Origin of the sequence: Psychroserpens sp. (assembly GCF_047633235.1) — a bacterium.
GTDB lineage: Bacteria > Bacteroidota > Bacteroidia > Flavobacteriales > Flavobacteriaceae > Psychroserpens.
On sequence record NZ_JBLIET010000015.1, the window covers coordinates 39466 to 58457 of the forward strand.

The 18992-nt window shown below is 34.0% G+C and carries 19 protein-coding genes and 2 pseudogenes; 7 read left to right on the top strand and 14 right to left on the bottom strand.

Annotated features, from left to right (window positions below; all coding sequences use genetic code 11):
• Window positions 1-5 precede the first annotated feature (5 nt).
• Window positions 6-751: pseudogene (locus ACJAZK_RS06760) on the top strand (DJ-1/PfpI family protein).
• A gap of 2 nt (window positions 752-753) precedes the next feature.
• Here ACJAZK_RS06760 and ACJAZK_RS06765 read toward each other — a convergent pair.
• The gene (locus ACJAZK_RS06765) at window positions 754-1197 is read right to left on the bottom strand and encodes an Lrp/AsnC family transcriptional regulator (RefSeq protein WP_415223236.1); all 444 of its coding nucleotides are present in this window, start codon (window positions 1195-1197) and stop codon (window positions 754-756) included.
• A 117-nt stretch (window positions 1198-1314) separates the two neighbouring features.
• On the opposite strand from ACJAZK_RS06765, the gene ACJAZK_RS06770 reads away from it, so the two are divergent.
• Window positions 1315-1710 carry a hypothetical protein gene (locus ACJAZK_RS06770; RefSeq protein ID WP_415223237.1) on the top strand — a complete coding sequence of 132 codons (396 nt, stop codon included), beginning with the start codon at window positions 1315-1317 and terminating at the stop codon, window positions 1708-1710.
• 1 nt (window position 1711) lies between these two features.
• On the opposite strand, the gene ACJAZK_RS06775 is transcribed toward ACJAZK_RS06770, so the two are convergent.
• Window positions 1712-2179, bottom strand: coding sequence for an OsmC family protein (locus tag ACJAZK_RS06775; protein ID WP_415223238.1), 468 nt, complete (start codon window positions 2177-2179; stop codon window positions 1712-1714).
• Window positions 2180-2302: 123 nt separating this feature from the next.
• Window positions 2303-5719, bottom strand: a complete 3417-nt coding sequence (locus ACJAZK_RS06780) for a methylmalonyl-CoA mutase family protein (RefSeq protein WP_415223239.1) — start codon at window positions 5717-5719, stop codon at window positions 2303-2305.
• 257 nt (window positions 5720-5976) lie between these two features.
• Here ACJAZK_RS06780 and ACJAZK_RS06785 point away from each other — a divergent pair, with 257 nt between their 5' ends.
• Both ACJAZK_RS06785 and ACJAZK_RS06790 read left to right on the top strand, forming a co-directional pair.
• Window positions 5977-6687 (top strand): DUF4197 domain-containing protein, encoded by a 711-nt coding sequence (locus ACJAZK_RS06785; protein WP_415223240.1) that lies wholly within the window; start codon window positions 5977-5979, stop codon window positions 6685-6687.
• Between the two features lie 249 nt (window positions 6688-6936).
• Entirely contained in the window at window positions 6937-7137 is a 201-nt protein-coding gene (locus tag ACJAZK_RS06790) for a Lacal_2735 family protein (protein ID WP_415223241.1), read from the top strand.
• A 192-nt stretch (window positions 7138-7329) separates the two neighbouring features.
• Here ACJAZK_RS06790 and ACJAZK_RS06795 read toward each other — a convergent pair whose 3' ends face one another.
• Genes ACJAZK_RS06795 through prfA form a run of 3 tightly spaced genes read right to left on the bottom strand, consistent with a single transcriptional unit; the run spans window position 7330 to window position 10086 of the window.
• Complete coding sequence (locus ACJAZK_RS06795; RefSeq protein ID WP_415223242.1) at window positions 7330-8121, bottom strand: ABC transporter substrate-binding protein; 792 nt, start codon at window positions 8119-8121, stop codon at window positions 7330-7332.
• A 37-nt stretch (window positions 8122-8158) separates the two neighbouring features.
• Window positions 8159-8974 carry an orotidine-5'-phosphate decarboxylase gene (pyrF, locus tag ACJAZK_RS06800; protein WP_415223243.1) on the bottom strand — a complete coding sequence of 272 codons (816 nt, stop codon included), beginning with the start codon at window positions 8972-8974 and terminating at the stop codon, window positions 8159-8161.
• Window positions 8975-9009: 35 nt separating this feature from the next.
• On the bottom strand, window positions 9010-10086 hold the full coding sequence (prfA, locus tag ACJAZK_RS06805; RefSeq protein WP_415223244.1) for a peptide chain release factor 1: 1077 nt from the start codon (window positions 10084-10086) through the stop codon (window positions 9010-9012).
• 110 nt (window positions 10087-10196) lie between these two features.
• Here prfA and ACJAZK_RS06810 point away from each other — a divergent pair, with 110 nt between their 5' ends.
• Window positions 10197-10487, top strand: coding sequence for a hypothetical protein (locus ACJAZK_RS06810; RefSeq protein WP_415223245.1), 291 nt, complete (start codon window positions 10197-10199; stop codon window positions 10485-10487).
• Here the strand turns inward: ACJAZK_RS06810 and ACJAZK_RS06815 are convergent.
• From ACJAZK_RS06815 to ACJAZK_RS06845, 7 genes and pseudogenes are all read right to left on the bottom strand, one after another.
• A complete protein-coding gene (locus ACJAZK_RS06815) occupies window positions 10480-10611 on the bottom strand; it encodes a hypothetical protein (RefSeq protein WP_415223246.1) in 132 nt (43 codons plus the stop codon). The genes ACJAZK_RS06810 and ACJAZK_RS06815 overlap by 8 nt on opposite strands.
• A gap of 3 nt (window positions 10612-10614) precedes the next feature.
• A pseudogene (locus ACJAZK_RS06820) lies at window positions 10615-11268 on the bottom strand (DUF3078 domain-containing protein); the annotation flags it as partial.
• 15 nt (window positions 11269-11283) lie between these two features.
• Window positions 11284-11433, bottom strand: coding sequence for a hypothetical protein (locus ACJAZK_RS06825; protein ID WP_415223247.1), 150 nt, complete (start codon window positions 11431-11433; stop codon window positions 11284-11286).
• A gap of 36 nt (window positions 11434-11469) precedes the next feature.
• Window positions 11470-12648 carry an AIR synthase related protein gene (locus tag ACJAZK_RS06830; RefSeq protein WP_415223248.1) on the bottom strand — a complete coding sequence of 393 codons (1179 nt, stop codon included), beginning with the start codon at window positions 12646-12648 and terminating at the stop codon, window positions 11470-11472.
• 36 nt (window positions 12649-12684) lie between these two features.
• Window positions 12685-13362, bottom strand: a complete 678-nt coding sequence (locus ACJAZK_RS06835; RefSeq protein WP_415223249.1) for a Curli production assembly/transport component CsgG — start codon at window positions 13360-13362, stop codon at window positions 12685-12687.
• 243 nt (window positions 13363-13605) lie between these two features.
• On the bottom strand, window positions 13606-13746 hold the full coding sequence (locus tag ACJAZK_RS06840; protein WP_415223250.1) for a hypothetical protein: 141 nt from the start codon (window positions 13744-13746) through the stop codon (window positions 13606-13608).
• A gap of 215 nt (window positions 13747-13961) precedes the next feature.
• Window positions 13962-16148: a glutamine synthetase III gene (locus tag ACJAZK_RS06845; RefSeq protein ID WP_415223251.1), complete on the bottom strand. Its 2187-nt coding sequence runs from the start codon at window positions 16146-16148 to the stop codon at window positions 13962-13964.
• Window positions 16149-16337: 189 nt separating this feature from the next.
• On the opposite strand from ACJAZK_RS06845, the gene ACJAZK_RS06850 reads away from it, so the two are divergent.
• On the top strand, window positions 16338-17351 hold the full coding sequence (locus ACJAZK_RS06850; protein WP_415223252.1) for a glutamine synthetase beta-grasp domain-containing protein: 1014 nt from the start codon (window positions 16338-16340) through the stop codon (window positions 17349-17351).
• A gap of 64 nt (window positions 17352-17415) precedes the next feature.
• Here ACJAZK_RS06850 and ACJAZK_RS06855 read toward each other — a convergent pair whose 3' ends face one another.
• Window positions 17416-18357 (bottom strand): calcium/sodium antiporter, encoded by a 942-nt coding sequence (locus tag ACJAZK_RS06855; RefSeq protein WP_415223253.1) that lies wholly within the window; start codon window positions 18355-18357, stop codon window positions 17416-17418.
• 236 nt (window positions 18358-18593) lie between these two features.
• On the opposite strand from ACJAZK_RS06855, the gene ACJAZK_RS06860 reads away from it, so the two are divergent.
• Window positions 18594-18992 (top strand): BlaI/MecI/CopY family transcriptional regulator, encoded by a 399-nt coding sequence (locus tag ACJAZK_RS06860; RefSeq protein ID WP_415223254.1) that lies wholly within the window; start codon window positions 18594-18596, stop codon window positions 18990-18992.

The following is an 18992-nucleotide window of genomic DNA, read 5'->3' on the forward strand; positions in this document are numbered from 1 at the left end:
CTAATATGAGACCTACACAAATTCTTTTTATTTTTATTTTTTTAATTTATAGCTGTAATACCCCAAAAGATATTTCCGAAGAAAAAATAATTACCACAGTAGAAAAGCAGTTTCCAAAATTAGAAAGTAACCGATATAACGTAAGTTTTTTAATTATGGATGGTATTTTTAATACAGAATTAACCGCTCCTTTTGACATTTTTTAACATACTTTTTTCGAGATAGTATAAAACCAATGAATGTATTTACTATCGCAAATACAGATGATCCTATTATGACTTTTGAAGGGATACGTATTCTTCCAGACTATAATTACACCCTAGACAAACTTCCAAAAATTGATATTTTAGTTGTGCCAAGTGCTGAACATTATTTGGAGACAGATTTAGATGATAAAGCTATGACTGCTTTTGTTAAGCGTGTTGCCAAAAACGCATAATTTATAACATCTCACTGTGATGGCGCTCTCGTTTTGGCTAAAGCTGGACTGCCTGACGATACAGTATCAACCACATTCCCTAGTGATATTGATACCATGCGTGGACGTTTTCCAGATCTCGATATTAGAAAAGAGGTATTATTTGTACATGCTGGAAAATATATCACATCGGCTGGAGGTGCTACATCATTTGAAGCTGCATTATATCTCTGTAAATTTCTCTACGGAAAAGAGATTGCTCAAAGTTTGGCTAGCGGATTGGTTATTGATTGGGACCTAGAAGAAGTTCCTCATATTATAATAGAAGAATAAACTTATTTCAAAGGTTTCACCTCATTATGCTTAATGACATGCGACAATACAATTTGTGTCTTCGTTTCTCCATAAACGATCAACTGATCAATAAATAATTCTAAATGCTTTTGGTTTTTTAAAACCACTTCCATTACAATGTTTTCATTACCTGTGATGCGATAGCAATTTATAACCTCATCATAGGTCTTTACTTTTTCGAGAAAAGGTTTCAGCATTCCCATAAATGCTCTAACTGTGATAAGTGCCTTTAATTGATAGCCCACTTCAAAAGGAGACACCAACGTATTATAACTTTGAATGACACTAGCATCTTCCATTTTCTTAATCCGTTCTGAAACTGCTGGAGAACTGATACCAACTTGACGACCAATTTCTGCATTAGATTGTCTTGCATTTAACTGTAAGCATTTTAAAATTTTCCAATTGAGATTATCTATAAACATTTAAAGTGATTTTTGAATCTACGTTAATAATTAAATCAAATATACATATTTGCCTTAAAACCTAAAGCATACTCTCGAAACTTGTCAGTAACTTTGATACAATTGCTAGAAAAAAAAATGAATTACAATATCCCATCTCATCTTTCTGAACTGCCCATATATCAAAAGGCTATAGATATTCTTGTATTATCGAGAAATATCTCTACATATATTAGCCAAGATTTATCATACTTAAGACATGATGGCTCTGAGGATTCTGATATTTATTTTTCGGGAGATATTATTCAACAATCCGAATCTTTGGCTCCTGAAATTGAAAAGGCTCAAGCTGAACTTTGTTCTTATAAAAAACACAAACATTTAGATGCTCTTGAACGATTGACACATCGTTTACATTTAAACTGTAATCGTTTACAGCATTGTAATAGTAATGGAAAAGACTATTTACCTATTCTTCAAAACGAATTAAAGAAATTTAAGCGCTTACAACGCAGTTGGATGATGACTTTGTAAATTATTTATCACTTGTAACTTTCACTACGGCGTTGTGCGTGATTATAAAATTGCAAGAATTAGCAATAAAACATAATCTATGGGCTTCTTTGTGAAGACTTACCGCTTTATCAATCATTTCGCTTTTTGAAATTGTTACTACTGGATTCAACACAACAGAAGTAAATGCCCCACTTCCATCTGCTTTCAATTCTAAAACACCAACAGCTTCATCTTTATAATCTATAAGCTCGATTCCGTTTTGAGCGCACACATAGAAGTAAGACATCATATGGCATGATGCTAGTGCAGACAATAACAAATCTTCTGGATTATATTTAGTTTCATCACCTTTAAAGGCTTTAGCTGCGGAAACCGTCAATGGTGATTTATCATCTATAAACACCTGATGTGTTTTTCCATTAATCGAAACATCTAAAGCATTTTTAGATGACCATTTGGCTTGTACTTTGAATTGTGTTTTGAACATATTTTATTAAAAACATATCCCAAACAGCGTTTGGGATATGTGCTTTATCTTATTTTAAGATCCCAATCCAAATTCGGGATAAGGGCCTCAATCAATTTTATAAACATAAAATTGGTTTGCTGCTTACATATTCCTGCGATACTGACCTCCGACTTCAAATAACGAATTCGTAATCTCACCCAACGAACATACTTTACAAACATCCATCAAGGCTTCAAAAATATTCTCATTACTAATCGCTCTATGCTGTAAATCTTTCAGTAATTGTTTTGTGTCATGTGCTTTATGAAGATTCTCTAAGGTCTTGATTTGAAATTGTTTTTCTTCTTCGGTAGCACGAATCACTTCTGCAGGTAAAACTGTTGGTGAGCCTGTACTACTTAAAAAGGTATTCACACCAATAATTGGGAACTCCCCATTATGTTTTAAAGTCTCATAATACAAACTCTCTTCTTGAATTTTACTACGTTGGTACATAGTTTCCATAGCACCTAAAACACCACCACGCTCTGTAATACGGTCAAATTCTAATAAGACTGCTTCCTCTACTAAATCGGTTAATTCTTCAATAATAAAAGAGCCTTGAATTGGATTTTCATTTTTATTCAAACCCAATTCTTTGTTGATAATCAACTGTATTGCCATTGCACGACGAACCGACTCTTCGGTTGGTGTCGTAATCGCTTCATCATAGGCATTTGTATGCAAAGAGTTACAGTTATCATAAATGGCATACAAGGCTTGAAGTGTTGTGCGAATATCATTAAAATCAATCTCTTGCGCATGTAAACTACGACCAGAGGTTTGAATATGGTATTTCAACATTTGTGCTCGTGAGTTTGCACCATATTTATTCTTTAATGCTTTAGACCAAATTTTTCTTGCTACACGTCCAATCACAGCATATTCTGGATCGATTCCGTTTGAGAAAAAGAAGGATAGGTTTGGACCAAATTTATTGATATCCATCCCTCTTGATAAGTAGTACTCTACATATGTAAATCCATTAGATAATGTAAACGCTAATTGCGAAATTGGATTTGCTCCAGCCTCTGCAATATGATATCCAGAAATAGATACCGAATAGAAGTTACGTACATTATTTTCGATGAAATATTCTTGCACATCACCCATTAAGCGCAGCGCAAATTCCGTTGAGAAAATACAGGTGTTTTGTGCTTGATCTTCTTTTAAAATATCTGCTTGAACCGTTCCTCTAACTTGAGCAATTGTTTTGGCTTTGATGTCTGTATAAACATCAATTGGTAAAACTTGGTCACCAGTAACACCGAGTAGCATTAACCCTAATCCGTTATTCCCTTCAGGTAATTGCCCATTATATTGCGGGCGCTCTGTCCCTTTATAAATAGCAACTATTTTAGCTTCAACTTCTTTTTCTAAGCCATTTTCTTTAATATATATTTCACATTGCTGATCAATTGCAGCGTTCATAAAGAACCCTAACAACATTGGAGCTGGACCATTAATGGTCATACTCACAGAGGTCATAACATCTGCTAAATCAAAACCAGAATACACTTTTTTAGCATCATCCAAACAACATATAGAAACACCTGCATTACCAATCTTACCGTAGATATCTGGTCTGTGATCTGGATCATTTCCGTAGAGTGTCACACTATCAAAAGCTGTAGACAAACGCTTAGCTGGCAATCCCATACTCACATAATGAAAACGACGGTTGGTACGTTCTGGACCACCTTCTCCTGCAAACATTCTTGCTGGATCTTCACCTGTTCTTTTGAACGGATACAATCCTGAAGTAAATGGAAATTCACCTGGAACATTTTCTTGCAACGTCCAACGTAAAATATCTCCCCAAGCTTCATACTTAGGCAACGCTACTTTTGGAATCTGTGAATGAGATAGTGACTCTGTATGCGTTTCAATCTTTATTTCCTTGTCTCTCACCTTAAAGGTGTAGATTGGGTTTTTATATTTATTTACTTTCTCATCCCAACCCGTAATGACTTCCCAATTGTAAGGATCTAGGTTCAATTTTACGCGGTCAAATTCTGCAATAAGGAGTTTTGCGAAATCGGTATTATCAGCATTAGCTTGTTTTAAGATTTCATCATTAATACCTGATTTATCTAATTCTGGAGCATTCCCAACAACAGATTGAATCGTTTTATAAATCCCAAAGAGTCTTTGAGCGACTTCAACTTGTTCCTTTGCTGTTTTATCATAAGCGCGATTACTCTCAGCAATTTCAGATAAGTAACGTATTCTTGCAGGAGGAATCACAAATATCTTCTCGCTCATCTCGTTAGAAATTTGAAACGTCGAGTTTAGGTCTGTATCTGTTTTTTCAACCAACTTATCCATAATGGCTTTGTAAAGCGTATTCATTCCTGGATCATTAAATTGCGAAGCGATTGTACCATAAACTGGTAAATCGTCTTGATGTACATCCCAAAGATTATTATTACGCATATACTGCTTTTTCACATCACGTAAAGCATCTAAAGATCCTCGTTTATCAAATTTATTGATGGCTACCAAGTCTGCAAAATCAAGCATATCGATTTTTTCGAGTTGGGTTGCTGCTCCAAATTCTGGAGTCATCACATACAAGGATACGTTTGAGTGTTCTATAATTTCGGTATCTGATTGTCCGATTCCTGAGGTCTCTAATATAATGAGGTCAAATTCTGCAGCTTTCAAAACCTCAACCGCTTCATTAACATATTTAGACAGTGCTAAATTAGACTGGCGTGTTGCCAAACTACGCATATATACTCTTGGAGAATTAATAGCATTCATACGAATACGATCTCCTAAAAGCGCACCACCTGTTTTACGTTTTGAAGGATCAACAGAAACAATACCTATTGTTTTTTTAGGGAAATCAACTAAAAAGCGACGTACGAGCTCATCAACTAAACTAGATTTACCGGAACCTCCAGTTCCTGTGATTCCTAAAACCGGTGTTTTAGAGTCTTTATTTTTTATATGTATTTTGTCTAAAGTTGCTTTGGCTACCTCTGGGAAATTTTCTGCAGACGAAATGACGCGTGCAATAGCTCTTGAATTTTTCTTCGGAAGCATATCCATCTCACCATTTAATGAGTCTCCAATGGCAAAATCAGCTTTTTCGACCAAATCATTAATCATTCCTTGGAGCCCCATTTCTCTTCCGTCGTCTGGCGAGTAGATTCTTTCAATGCCATAATCCATGAGTTCTTTGATTTCCGAAGGTAAAATAACACCACCTCCTCCTCCAAAGATTTTAATATGACCTGCGCCTCTTTCTTCTAAAAGGTCATGCATATATTTAAAATACTCATTATGCCCGCCTTGGTACGACGTTAAGCAAATCGCATTAACATCTTCTTGGATTGCAGTATTTACAACTTCATCAACGCTTCTATCATGACCTAAATGAATCACCTCAACACCCGTAGATTGTATAATGCGACGCATAATATTTATGGATGCATCGTGACCGTCAAATAATGCTGCTGCGGTTACTATTCTAACTTTATACTTTGGCTTATATGCTGCGACTTGCTTCATTCGTAAAATTATGAGGTTTTATGGATACAAATTTACGGAATTTTCAAAATATGTGACTCATGAATTCGAATTCTTTAAGAGATAGTTTCATCTTAAAATTGTAGAGCAGCATAAACCTTTCATCATTGAAAAGAATTAAAAAATACAATTAAAGTTTCTCATAATATCTAGGATCGTAAATAACTACAAAACACCTTTAAATCTGAGATTAAAAAGTAAAATATCTATCTTTACCACATGCCAAAAATTATAACATTATGATACGTAAACTTTTCATTTTTGCCCTTTTATTTAATTTAACAGCTTGTGTCGAGTTACAAGAAGTTGTCAATAATTTACCACAAGGAGGTGGAAGTGTTTTGAGTAATACAGACATTGCTTCAGGATTACGTCAAGCATTAGATCTAGGTATTGATAAACAAGTTACCAAATTGACTCAAAAAGATGGCTTCTTTACAAATGAATTAGTTAAGATTGTATTACCCGAAGAGTTACGAAAAGTAGATAAAGGCCTAAGAGACATAGGGCTGGGAAAACTAGCAGATGAAGGCTTAAAAATACTCAACAGAGCTGCGGAAGAGGCTGTTAAAGAGGCAAAGCCGATTTTTGTTAACGCCGTTAAAGGTATGACGTTTGATGATGCTAAAAACATCTTATTAGGTAATGACAAAGCAGCGACAAATTATTTAACTAGCAAAACACAAACGGATTTATACAATAAATTTCAACCCGTAATTAATAGTTCTTTCGAAAAAGTTGGCGCTGATAAAATTTGGGCAAACCTAATTAACACATATAATGCAATACCATTTACTAATAATGTAAATACGAATCTTACAGATTATGTTACGGGAGAAGCTTTAAAAGGTGTGTATACTATGATTGCTATTGAAGAAAAAAAGATAAGAACTAACGTGTCTTCTCGAAGTACAGATCTTCTAAAAAAAGTATTTGCTTTGCAAGATTAGTAATGTATCGCACAAGTATTAAACTACTTTTAATATACTCCTAATATTAAGGTAACATCAAATAAAGAAATAAGATACACCTTTGCACCAGTTAGCAAAGAATAAATTATCTCATAATTTATTTGAATTAGAACAGTTAGTTTAAAAGTCGACCTTGTCTCAGGTTGACTTTTTTTTATCAATATTTTAAAGTTTAGTTGCTCAATTACAATATTTTAAATACTTTTAAGAGTAAAAAGTATCACGGTCATGAAATCAACTAGTAACATTCTCGATCATCAAAGTAAATTACTCTCTCGTTATAAACGCCTCATTGAACAAGCCTATAACTTTCGTCAAACCGATTCTGCGCTTAGTGATATCTCAGAGTTCAAGGCTATTAAACTACTTCATAAACTAAATAAACTCAAATATCTCAACAGCAATTTAAGCAAGTCACAACAAAATTAATTTCATATTTATGTAAAGTTGGCCAAACAAGATTCAACAATAAAACAATTTTTAGTTTAAAACATTCACAGGATAGAGATGTTCGCTTTCCTGAAGAATCTTCTAATATTGAGCACACAGATATAGGGTTGAGTGACATTTTATGTTATGAAGCTAAAAAACAAAAACTACAGATCTTAAATTTAAAACATACTAATCGGAAAGATCTTGATGTAGTGTTTTAAAATAAGCAAAAGCATAATCTAACCTCGATCCATACCAAGAGAAGAATTCACCATCTACTAGTACAATTTTAGTACGTAAAAATCGAGATCTTAACTCCTTAATGTCGGCACTTTTAAATGGGTACGGTTCACTCGATAGCAGTATCACATCGAGATCTTCTTTAATAGTATTTAAATCCACTTCTGGATAACGTTCCAAATTCCCAAAATAATTATCAAAACTATTTAGTCTAAGCATGGCATCAATAAACGTTGTATTTGCTGCAACCATCCACGGATTCTTCCAAATAAAATAAGCCACTTTAAGTTTTTCTTGATCTTTTATATAGTGACGAAAGTCTTTATATTTATTCTCTAAACTAGAGACAAGGGCTTCTGATTTTTTTTCTACCGAAAATAATTTTCCATACAAATCAATAAGTTTTAACGCGTCATCTAAGTTATAAATATCACTAATATGAACTGAAGCGATTTTCTCTAACTCTAGGATCATCTCCTTAGTATTTTCTTCTTTATTGCAGAGAATTATATCTGGATTTAAATTTTTTATTTTATCAAAATGAACTTGTTTTGTACCACCAACAACGGTTTTATTTTTCCGAAGAGAAGCAGGATGAATACAAAATTTTGTCACACCCACAATTAAAGATTCCAAACCTAAATCAACAAGTAATTCAGTTTGCGAAGGTACTAAGGACACAATACGTGTTGGTGTATTCTCAAACTCTAGAGTTCGTTTAAGTTGATCTTGGTATTTCATAATGATATCGTTACTTCCTTTCTATTCATAACTACCATTACGAATTAAGTATCGTTTCCATCTGCTCTTGAAGTTCTTTGGCTTTTTGAAATGCAGCCTCAGCAAAATCCTCACTTTGAGACGCATAAATAATACCTCTCGAAGAGTTTATTAATAAACCAACGTTATCATTCATACCATATTTACAAACGTCTTGTAGATTACCGCCTTGTGCACCTACTCCAGGAACCAACAAAAAACTATCAGGAACGATAGTTCTAATATCTGCTAGATACTCTGCTTTAGTAGCACCAACGACATACATTAGATTTATAGAATTCTTCCAAGATTTAGACGTCTCTAGAACGTGTTTATAAAGTTCTTTGCCTTCAACTATTTTAGTTTGAAAATCAAAAGCTCCTTCATTTGATGTCAACGCTAGCATTATGGTGTACTTATTCTCAAATGCCAAGAACGGCTCTACAGAGTCTTTACCCATATAAGGCGCGACCGTCACACTATCAAAAGCTAAATCCTCAAAAAAAGCTTTCGCATACATGGTACTTGTATTTCCAATATCTCCGCGTTTAGCATCTGCAATGGTAAAAATATCAGGATAATTTTCATTAAGATAGTTAATGGTTTTCTCTAATGCTTTCCATCCTTTGAGTCCGTAGGCCTCGTAAAAAGCAGTGTTAGGCTTATAGGCAACACAAAGCTGATGTGTAGCATCAATAATAGCTTTATTAAACGCAAAAACGGGATCTTCTTCGCTTAATAAATGCTTTGGAATTTTATTTAAATCAACATCTAACCCTATACATAGAAAGGAGTTCTTTTTTTTGATTTGCTGTGTAAGTTGTTGTGTTGTCATATTAAAAAAGCCTCCGGTTTAAGAGGCTCTAAATGTTATATATGTTCGTCACTAGCTTTCAACTTTTCAGTATTTTCTGCTAGCATGAGTTCATCGAGTATTTTTTGAATATCACCATTCATGATATTCTGCAAATCATAAAGTGTCAATCCAATTCTATGATCTGTAACTCGCCCTTGTGAATAATTATAGGTTCTAATCTTAGCACTTCTATCTCCAGAACTTACCATAGAACCACGTTTCTCAGCGTCAGCAGCATTCTTTTTTGCCAATTCCATTTCATACAAACGAGAACGTAGTACTTTAAACGCTTTCTCTTTATTTTTATGTTGTGACTTTTGGTCTTGACATTGTGCTACTAATCCAGTAGGTTCATGCGTTAATCGAACTGCCGAATACGTCGTATTTACCGACTGTCCTCCTGGACCAGACGAACAGAAGAAGTCAATACGCACATCCTTTGGATTGATTTCTACGTCAAATTCTTCAGCTTCAGGAAACACCATACATGTCGCAGCACTGGTATGCACGCGTCCTTGAGTTTCTGTTTGCGGCACGCGTTGAACACGATGCACACCTGCTTCAAATTTTAAAATTCCATAAACATCATCACCAGTAACTTCAAATTGGATCTCTTTAAAGCCACCATTCGTTCCTTCACTATAATCTACAGTATCAACTTTCCAGCCTCTACTTTCACAATATTTTGTATACATTCTATACAAATCACCTGCAAAAATACTGGCTTCATCTCCACCAGTTCCTGCGCGTAATTCGACTACTGCATTTTTAGAATCTTCAGGATCTTTAGGGATTAGCATAACTCTAATGGCATCATCCAATTTTGGAATCCCCTCTTTAGCTTCGTCGTATTGCATTTTTGCCATTTCGATCATTTCTGGATCACTACTAATAGAAATGATTTCTTCAGCTTCCTTCAAGTTATCTGTAAGCTCTATATATTCTTCACGCTTATCCATTAACATGCGTAAGTCCTTATATTCTTTATTTAGGGCAACATAACGCTTTTGATTTGTTATAATGTCTGGCTGAATGATCAAATCACTCACCTCGTCAAAACGCTGTTTTACTATTTGTAATTTCTCTAACATCTTCTTTTAAAAATTGTGATTCAAAAATACGATAATTTATGGATTTTTAATAGTGAATAATTTGTTACTATCATGAAAAATAATCTCTATAAATTTAACGTTATGCTCGTATGCAAAAGCAAGTCTTATCTATTCTCAACTATTATAAATCTATGGCGTTTTGGTCATTTATTGTCACTTTTGCTGTAACAATTATAAACCCTGAGCTCATATTAGCATTATCAATAAAGTTGTTTATGATATTTGTGTTATGGTTTATGATTAGTGATAGAAAGGTTAGACAGCGGTTGCGTTTTTATAGAATTAGCGGTGTCTCTAATATTAAATTTTTTACAGTGATTTTCTTAATTGACTCCGCTATTACTAGCACCTTTTTAGTGCTGATAAAAGGATTTATTTAAAGTAAAAATCTACAATAACACCAACACCTAGCATTTGTTTCCATTGTACTTTTGGACCTCGTTCTTCAAATTCATCTTCTGTATTTGTTGCTACCCGTATTTTAATATTGTCATCATATCTCAAATACTAACCTAAAGTAGCCTTGACATATTGATTGACCTTAAAATCAAAAATAATTTCAAAATCTACATCTATATTTCCAAAATGATCGAGATAATCTGTGTACAAACTTAATTGATGTTGCAAATTAATATTCTCAAAAACGATAGTTTCATAAGCATTAGCAAATAAAATTCCCATTTCTCTTCGAACCCGCTCACCACTTTTAATCATATTTCCATTGTCATCAAAAACCGCAGGTTTTACTCCAAAAGCTCGAGCATTTGAAAGATCCTCATCTAATACAAATGTGGCTTTAAAAGTTAAAGGAGAAAAATAAAGAGAAAATTTATCAAGGTTTTTACCATACTCTACTCCTCCTCCAAAAAAAGCATAACCAGGAGCCATTAATCTCGAAATCTGATTATCACGATTTGGATAGTTATAACCGTCTGTAAGTTGTATTTTAAAATTAAAGCGTCCAGAAAAATACCAATTCGTGATTGTATCTTGTCTAAATCTAAAGGTTGAAATAAGCTCTAACTCATCTTCAGTTTTTCGAAACCTTTGACTTTGCTGCTTATTGATCCCATAACGTAATCGAGCAGAAGGTCTCCATTGATAATAAAGGCCACTATAATTTAAAACAGAGACCACATTAATTAATGCCGAAATTGAATTACTACCACCAGCATTTCAATTCACAAAAGTAACCTCACTTATGCCAAGCCCAACTTTATTAGTTTGAATCCATTTGCACAAGGGATTATCTGTTGCTACAGAATTGGTTTGCGCATTTAAAAATTGAATTGAAATAACAATCAGGATTAATGATGCTCTTTTCATCTTAAAAAAAGGTTTTAGCATAAAATTGATTGTGAATTAATATTCAAATACTCCATAAACACTTTTAATCGTAAGTTTTTTCTCTTCGGAAGGATTTACGCGACCAATAATCTTGGCATCTACATGAAATGATTTAGAAATCTTAATAACTGCATCAGCAATTTCAGGAGTCACATAGAGTTCCATACGATGACCACAGTTAAACACCTGATACATCTCTTTCCAATCTGTGTTAGATTGCTCTTGGATTAATTTAAAAAGAGGAGGCACATCAAACATATTATCTTTCACAATATGTAAATTGTCAATAAAATGAAGAATCTTAGTTTGTGCTCCACCAGAACAATGTATCATGCCATGTAAATTTTCCGAAGAAAACTTAGAGAGTATCGCTTTTATAATTGGCGCATAAGTTCTTGTTGGTGACAATACAAGTTTACCTGCATCAATAGGTGAGTTTTCAACTGCGTCTGTTAATTTGGTTTGCCCAGAGTACACTAAATCTTTTGGAACAGCGGCATCAAAACTTTCTGGATATTTTTCAGCTAAATAATTATGGAACACATCGTGGCGAGCAGAAGTCAAACCGTTACTTCCCATACCACCATTATACTCCGTTTCATAAGTTGCTTGACCAAAACTCTCTAGCCCAACAATAACATCACCCGGTTTTATATTGGCATTATCAATAACATCGCTTCGTTTCATACGAGCTGTTACTGTAGAGTCCACTATAATAGTGCGCACTAAATCACCAACATCTGCGGTTTCACCTCCAGTGGAATGAATAGTCACGCCAAACGTTTTTAAATCTTTTATGAGTTCTTCTGTCCCGTTTATAATTGCCGAAAGAACGTCTCCCGTAATTACGTTTTTGTTGCGACCTATAGTCGAAGATAACATGATGTTATCTGTTGCTCCTACACATAGTAAATCATCGATATTCATGATGAGTGCATCTTGAGCAATACCTTTCCAGACAGAAATATCACCAGTTTCTTTCCAATACATATAAGCCAATGCACTTTTTGTTCCTGCCCCATCCGCATGCATAATCAAGCAATAGTCATCATCATTAGTTAAATAATCTGGAACAATCTTACAAAACGCTTTAGGAAACAAGCCTTTATCTATATTCTTAATGGCATTATGCACGTCTTCTTTTGAAGCAGAAACTCCTCGTTGTGCGTAGCGTTTGCTAATATCTTGGCTCATAGGTTTATGTTGAGCAACAAAAATAAGAATTGTTAACTACAATTTAGGTCTATTTTTATCATCAGTTAAGGAATTTGTTTCAATCACTGTAGCATTACCTTTAGCACGTTTTGCTTTGACATCTGCTCCTCCAAAATAAAAATTAACTCCAAATGCAATTCTAAAGTACGTATCATCTCCATCTCCAGCCTCTAAACCATCGAGTGTATCACTTCCTACATAATTATAATCTGTATATAATTTCACTGCAAACTGATTTGATACGACACACTCTAAACCTGCTCCACCTTGTAATTTGTTAGCCGTTTCTTTAAAGTGATTAGAAGCATTATAACCTGCTCCCATAAAAATAAATGGTGAGAATCTCTGATGAGGACTAAGTAATAACTCTATGTTTATATCAAATGACATAAACCCTTCATTATACTGATCAATATAAGCCAAATTAAATTTATGATATCCAAAATCTAAGGCCAAGTGAGGTGTTAAATATCTTTTATATCCGAAATGACTATAAATTTCAAATTGAGGATCTACTAAATCTCCATTTATAACAGATGTTCCCAAGGCAACATCAAAAGCATTAGTACCTCTTAAATTATAAAATTCTGTTTTAAGTTCTGGAGTCTCAATTTGTTCTTGGCAGAATGACTGTTGAACAATGAAACAAACTACTAATACTAATAAACTAGGACGTGTTTGTTGTGCTATCATCAAATTTTGTTTTGATTACATATGCCAATAACAAAATGTGTTTAGGTTCAAACAATTTGGGACTTTTAATGCTCAAATAAGCATTAAAGGCTGGTAATATAAAAATTAATTAGCAATGAGTTATCTTTTTAATAAATTTAATTTTAGATAAAAAAAAAAGACAAATAAATTATTTAAAATTTATTTGTCTTTTTTGACATTGAATACAATGTCAAACTTTTTTTTGTTAGCTAACAAAATCTTTTAAGATTCTGAGTGAAATCTCGCCTCAGTTTTAACGATATTTTCTTGAGATAAATCATCTTCAATATCGTTTGAATCGTCTTGAGAGAACAACAATGTAGCAAACATAAGTGCCGCAACACTTAATAGTAACTTTTTCATTATTACAAAAATTGATTAATAGCATAACAAATGTAACCAATAAGAGTAGCGTCTATGAACCTTTAACTATATTTTCGATTAGTTGATATAATAATTCGTTGAAATACATTTTAACCCCTACAATATAGGTAACTATGCCTATTTACACGTACTTAACTAAGATTTTAGCAACATTTAATTGACTAGTTAAACTAATGTATTCCACGAGATTGCCTCTAGTACGTAAATAGCAATTCCCTATATTTAGTCAAAGGCCATAACTCATCATCAACCAACAACTCTAATTTATCACAATGGTATCGTATATCTTCAAAAAGTGGTTTTACTTGATTACAATATAGATGTGCTTTTTTCTCTGAATTTTCAATAGCATTAGCTTTTTTGCGTTCGTCAGTCATTTTAGTGACGTTAGAATTAATACCCTCTATATGACTAGAGATTTGCTCAATAAGATTAAGTTGTTCTTTAGCTAATTTTTTAAATGATGCTCCATAGATTTCTTTAAGCCCTTTAACATTTTCTATTAAGATGTTTTGATATTTAACTGCCGTAGGTACGACATGATTTCTAGCAATGTCCGCTAAAACACGTCCTTCAATTTGAATTCTCAAAGTATACTCCTCTACTTCTATTTCATATCGCGCTTCAGATTCTATTTTATTCATGACTCCTAATTCTTCAAAAAGACCAATCGCTTTTTTAGACACTTTAGCTTTTAAAGCCTCGGGAGTTGTCTTATTATTACTTAAACCTCGCTTTTTAGCCTCTTTCTCCCATTCCTCTCCATATCCATTGCCTTCAAAAAGAATATTCTTAGATGCTTTTATATATTCTCTTAAGACATTAAAGATAGCGTCATCCTTCTTCATTGTTTTTTCACTAATTAGGCCCTCTACTTCCTCTCTAAAATCTATAAGTTGCTTAGCTACAATTGAATTTAAAACAGTCATTGGGTTAGCACAATTTGCTGTAGAACCTACCGCTCTAAACTCGAATTTATTGCCAGTAAAGGCAAATGGTGATGTCCGATTTCTATCTGTATTATCCAATAATACGTCTGGGATTTTACCAACTACATTAAGTTTTAAGTCGGTTTTCTCTTGCGGAGACAATTTACCATCGGTGACGTTTTCTAGTTCATTGAGGACTTTAGTTAATTGCGCTCCAATAAACACAGAAATTATTGCAGGAGGCGCTTCATTTGCTCCCAAGCGATGATCATTACTTGCAGATGCTATTGAAGCTCTTAATAATTCTTCGTTATCATAAACTGCTTTGATGGTATTGATGAAAAAGGTCAAAAATTGTAAATTACTCATCGGTGTTTTTCCTGGACTCAACAAGTTAATACCTGTGTTCGTACTCAGACTCCAATTATTATGCTTTCCAGACCCATTGACACCAGCAAATGGTTTTTCATGAAATAATACTTTGAAATTATGTCGTCCTGCAATTTTATCCATCACATCCATAAGTAATGAATTGTGATCTACTGCCAAATTAGCTTCTTCATAAATAGGAGCAAGTTCAAATTGATTTGGCGCCACCTCATTATGTCTTGTTTTTACCGGAATCCCCAACAACATCGACTCTGTTTCTAAATCGCGCATAAATGCCATAGCTCGATTTGGAATCGTACCAAAATAATGATCATCCAACTGTTGTCCTTTAGCCGCAGAGTGGCCTAAAAGTGTACGACCTGTTAGTACTATATCTGGCCTAGACATTGCCAAACCACTATCTATTAAAAAGTATTCCTGTTCCCAACCAAGAGACGCATTCACTTTTTTTACATTTTTATCAAAATACTTACAAACAGCAACTGCGGCAGAATCTACAGCTTGAAGCGCTCGTAATAAAGGTGTTTTATAATCTAAAGCTTCTCCAGTATAAGCTACAAATACTGTTGGTATACATAAAGTTGTGCCGTAGATAAAAGCAGGAGATGTTGGATCCCAAGCCGTATAACCACGTGCTTCAAAGGTGTTTCTAATTCCGCCATTTGGAAAACTAGACGCATCAGGCTCTTGTTGTACGAGTTGTCCGCCTTCAAATTTCTCAATAGCCAAACCATTTCCTATAGTTTCAAAAAAAGCATCATGCTTTTCTGCGGTCGCACCAGTCAAGGGCTGAAACCAATGGGTGTAATGTGTTGCGTTTTTTGAAATTGCCCATTCTTTCATTCCCGTAGAAATATGATCGGCAATAGATCTATCAATCTTTGCCCCCTTACTAATAGCATCCATTACACTTTGGAAAGCTTCTTTAGTTAAGTATTGGCGCATCGTAGTTTCATTGAAGACATTGGCCCCAAAAATCTCCGAACGTCTAACTTTTTCTTCAATATGAATAGGTTTGTGACGGTGAACCTGTTTAAGTGCATGAAATCTGAGCGTTGCCATAATAATTATCGTTTTGTCATTTTAATAGGGCAAATCTAATCAATATTTAATTTTCAAACACATTAACCCCTAAAAAAATAGGGTATCATCAATTGTTAATAACATTTTATCTAAAATCACCCATTTATTTTTGACATAAACTTAAAAAATTTAATATTTGCACTTTAAATTTTAAAAACTTAAAACAGCATGAGCAAATCAAAGCTAGAATACATTTGGTTGGATGGTTATAAACCAACTCAAAACATGAGAAGTAAAACTAAAGTTGAAAATGATTTTAGTGGAAAATTAGAAGATTGTCCAATTTGGTCTTTTGACGGTAGCTCTACAAAACAAGCCTCGGGAGGGGCTTCTGATTGCTTGTTAAAACCCGTAGCTATTTATCCAGATCCAGCAAGAGAGAACGGTTTCTTAGTAATGACTGAAGTTTTAAATGCAGATGGAACAGCTCACGCTTCCAATGGAAGGGCAAGTATTGATGATGACGATAATGATTTCTGGTTTGGATTTGAGCAAGAATACTTCATCATGGATACCGATACTCAATTACCATTAGGCTTTCCTATTGGCGGTTATCCTGGTCCACAAGGAATGTACTACTGCTCTGTTGGTGGGAGACATACCCATGGTAGAAATTTTGTTGAAGAGCATGCCGATTTATGTATTGCAGCAGGATTAAACTTTGAAGGAATCAACCAAGAAGTTGCTTCTGGACAATGGGAATATCAATTGTTCGCAAAAGGTGCAAAAACTGCGGGAGATGAAATTTGGATTTCACGTTATTTATTAGATCGTTTGACTGAGCAGTACGGTTACTATATTGAGTACCATCCTAAACCTGTTAAAGGGGATTGGAATGGTTCAGGTATGCACGCAAACTTCTCAAATACTGTGTTAAGAACTTGTGGTTCTCAAGAAACTTATGAAAAAATATGTGAAGCCTTTAGACCTGTTGTTAAAGAACATATCGCCGTTTACGGTGAGTTTAATGATGAGCGTTTAACGGGTTTACACGAAACGGCTTCTATACACGACTTTAGTTATGGTATCTCAGATAGAGGTGCCTCTATTAGAATTCCTATTATTACTGTAGAGAAAGGATGGAAAGGATGGTTGGAAGATCGTCGCCCAGCATCTAACGCTGATCCATACAAAATTGCAGGTCGTATTATTAAGACTGTTAAATCTGCTAATATAAGTTAGATTACGAAATATCTTTTTGTTCATAAAAACGTCTTCTTAAAATTAAGGAGACGTTTTTTTATAGTTAAGATTTAAATGCTAAGAAGATAAATACGCCATAAGCAACGATTAATAAAAGGCCTTTATATCTTGATATTTGAAATTTCTTCGGTATAATAATCAATGGAATTAACACTGCCGAAAAAGCCAACATCCAAAAGATGTCTTTATCTAAAATTGAGGTGTCTGTAACCGGTATCGTTTTTATCATTGACGTTAATCCCAAAACCGAAGCTATATTAAAAATGTTAGAGCCAATTAAATTACCTAAGGATAAGGCTTTTTCCTTCTTTACCGCTGCAATTACAGAAGCTGCCAATTCTGGAACACTCGTACCAATAGCAATTACAGTTGCCGCAATAACAGCATCACTAACCCCTAATCTAAAAGCAAGATCTTTTGCGCCATCAACCAACCACACAGATCCAAAATAAAGAGCTGCAGCACCAATAAGCAACCACAGTACAATTTTAAAATTAGAAACTACTGCTAAACTATCGTCGACATCTTCAACAACAGCATCCTTTTTTGCTGATCTAATTAACACCACTAAAAAGATGATTAATCCAACAAACAAGACACCTCCTTCAATGCCTGTTAGCTGATTGTCATTCCATAAAAAATAATAGAGCGCAATAGAAAACAACATCATAACTGGCCAATTGAACTTATAAAAAGATGCATCTACTGAAATAGAACTCACCACTGCAGTAATCCCTAAAACCAATCCAATATTAGCAATATTAGAACCAATAATATTATTTAAAGCAATAGCTGGAGAACCTGTCAATGCTGCATTTAAACTCACCAATAACTCAGGAGCAGACGTTGCAAAACTTACAACAGTCATACCGATTACCATTTTAGAGATACTTAACTTAAATGATAATGCAACAGACGACCGCACTAAAAACTCACCTCCCACTACTAGTAATAACAATCCTAAAATGATCCAAACTATACTCATACAATCTCTTTTCTAAACTTAAAAAAACCATTATTATTTTAGTCGTGCGAAGATAGTACAATTTCAATATTGATAAAACATCTCCAATAACAAACCTGAAAACTTAATTTTTAGTTAAATAACTAATTACATAGTTATTCAACTATAAAAATAGTTATATATTCGTAGGAGCAGTAAAAATACTATAACTTTAATTATTAGATTCCGATTTCCATGGGAACGAAAATATATTTTCGATGCAAAAACTAACCAATAAAGAAGAAGAAATTATGCACATCCTTTGGAAGCTAGAAAAAGCTTTTGTTAAAGATGTACTCGCAGACATTCAAGAAGACAAACCACATTACAATACGTTATCTACGATTATAAGGCATCTCGAAGAAAAAGGCTTTGTAAGCTATAATGCCTTTGGAAAAACACATCAATACTTCCCTATTGTTGACAAAGACGCTTATAAAGAACGTTTTATGACTACAGCGATTGAAAACTATTTCAACAACTCCTACAAAAACGTTGTCTCCTTTTTTGCTAAAGAAGAAAAAATAAGTGTCGATGAATTAAAAGAAATTATTGCATTGATTGAAAAAAAGAATCACACCCCAAAACCTTCCCAAAAGGAAGGACTCAAAAAATAA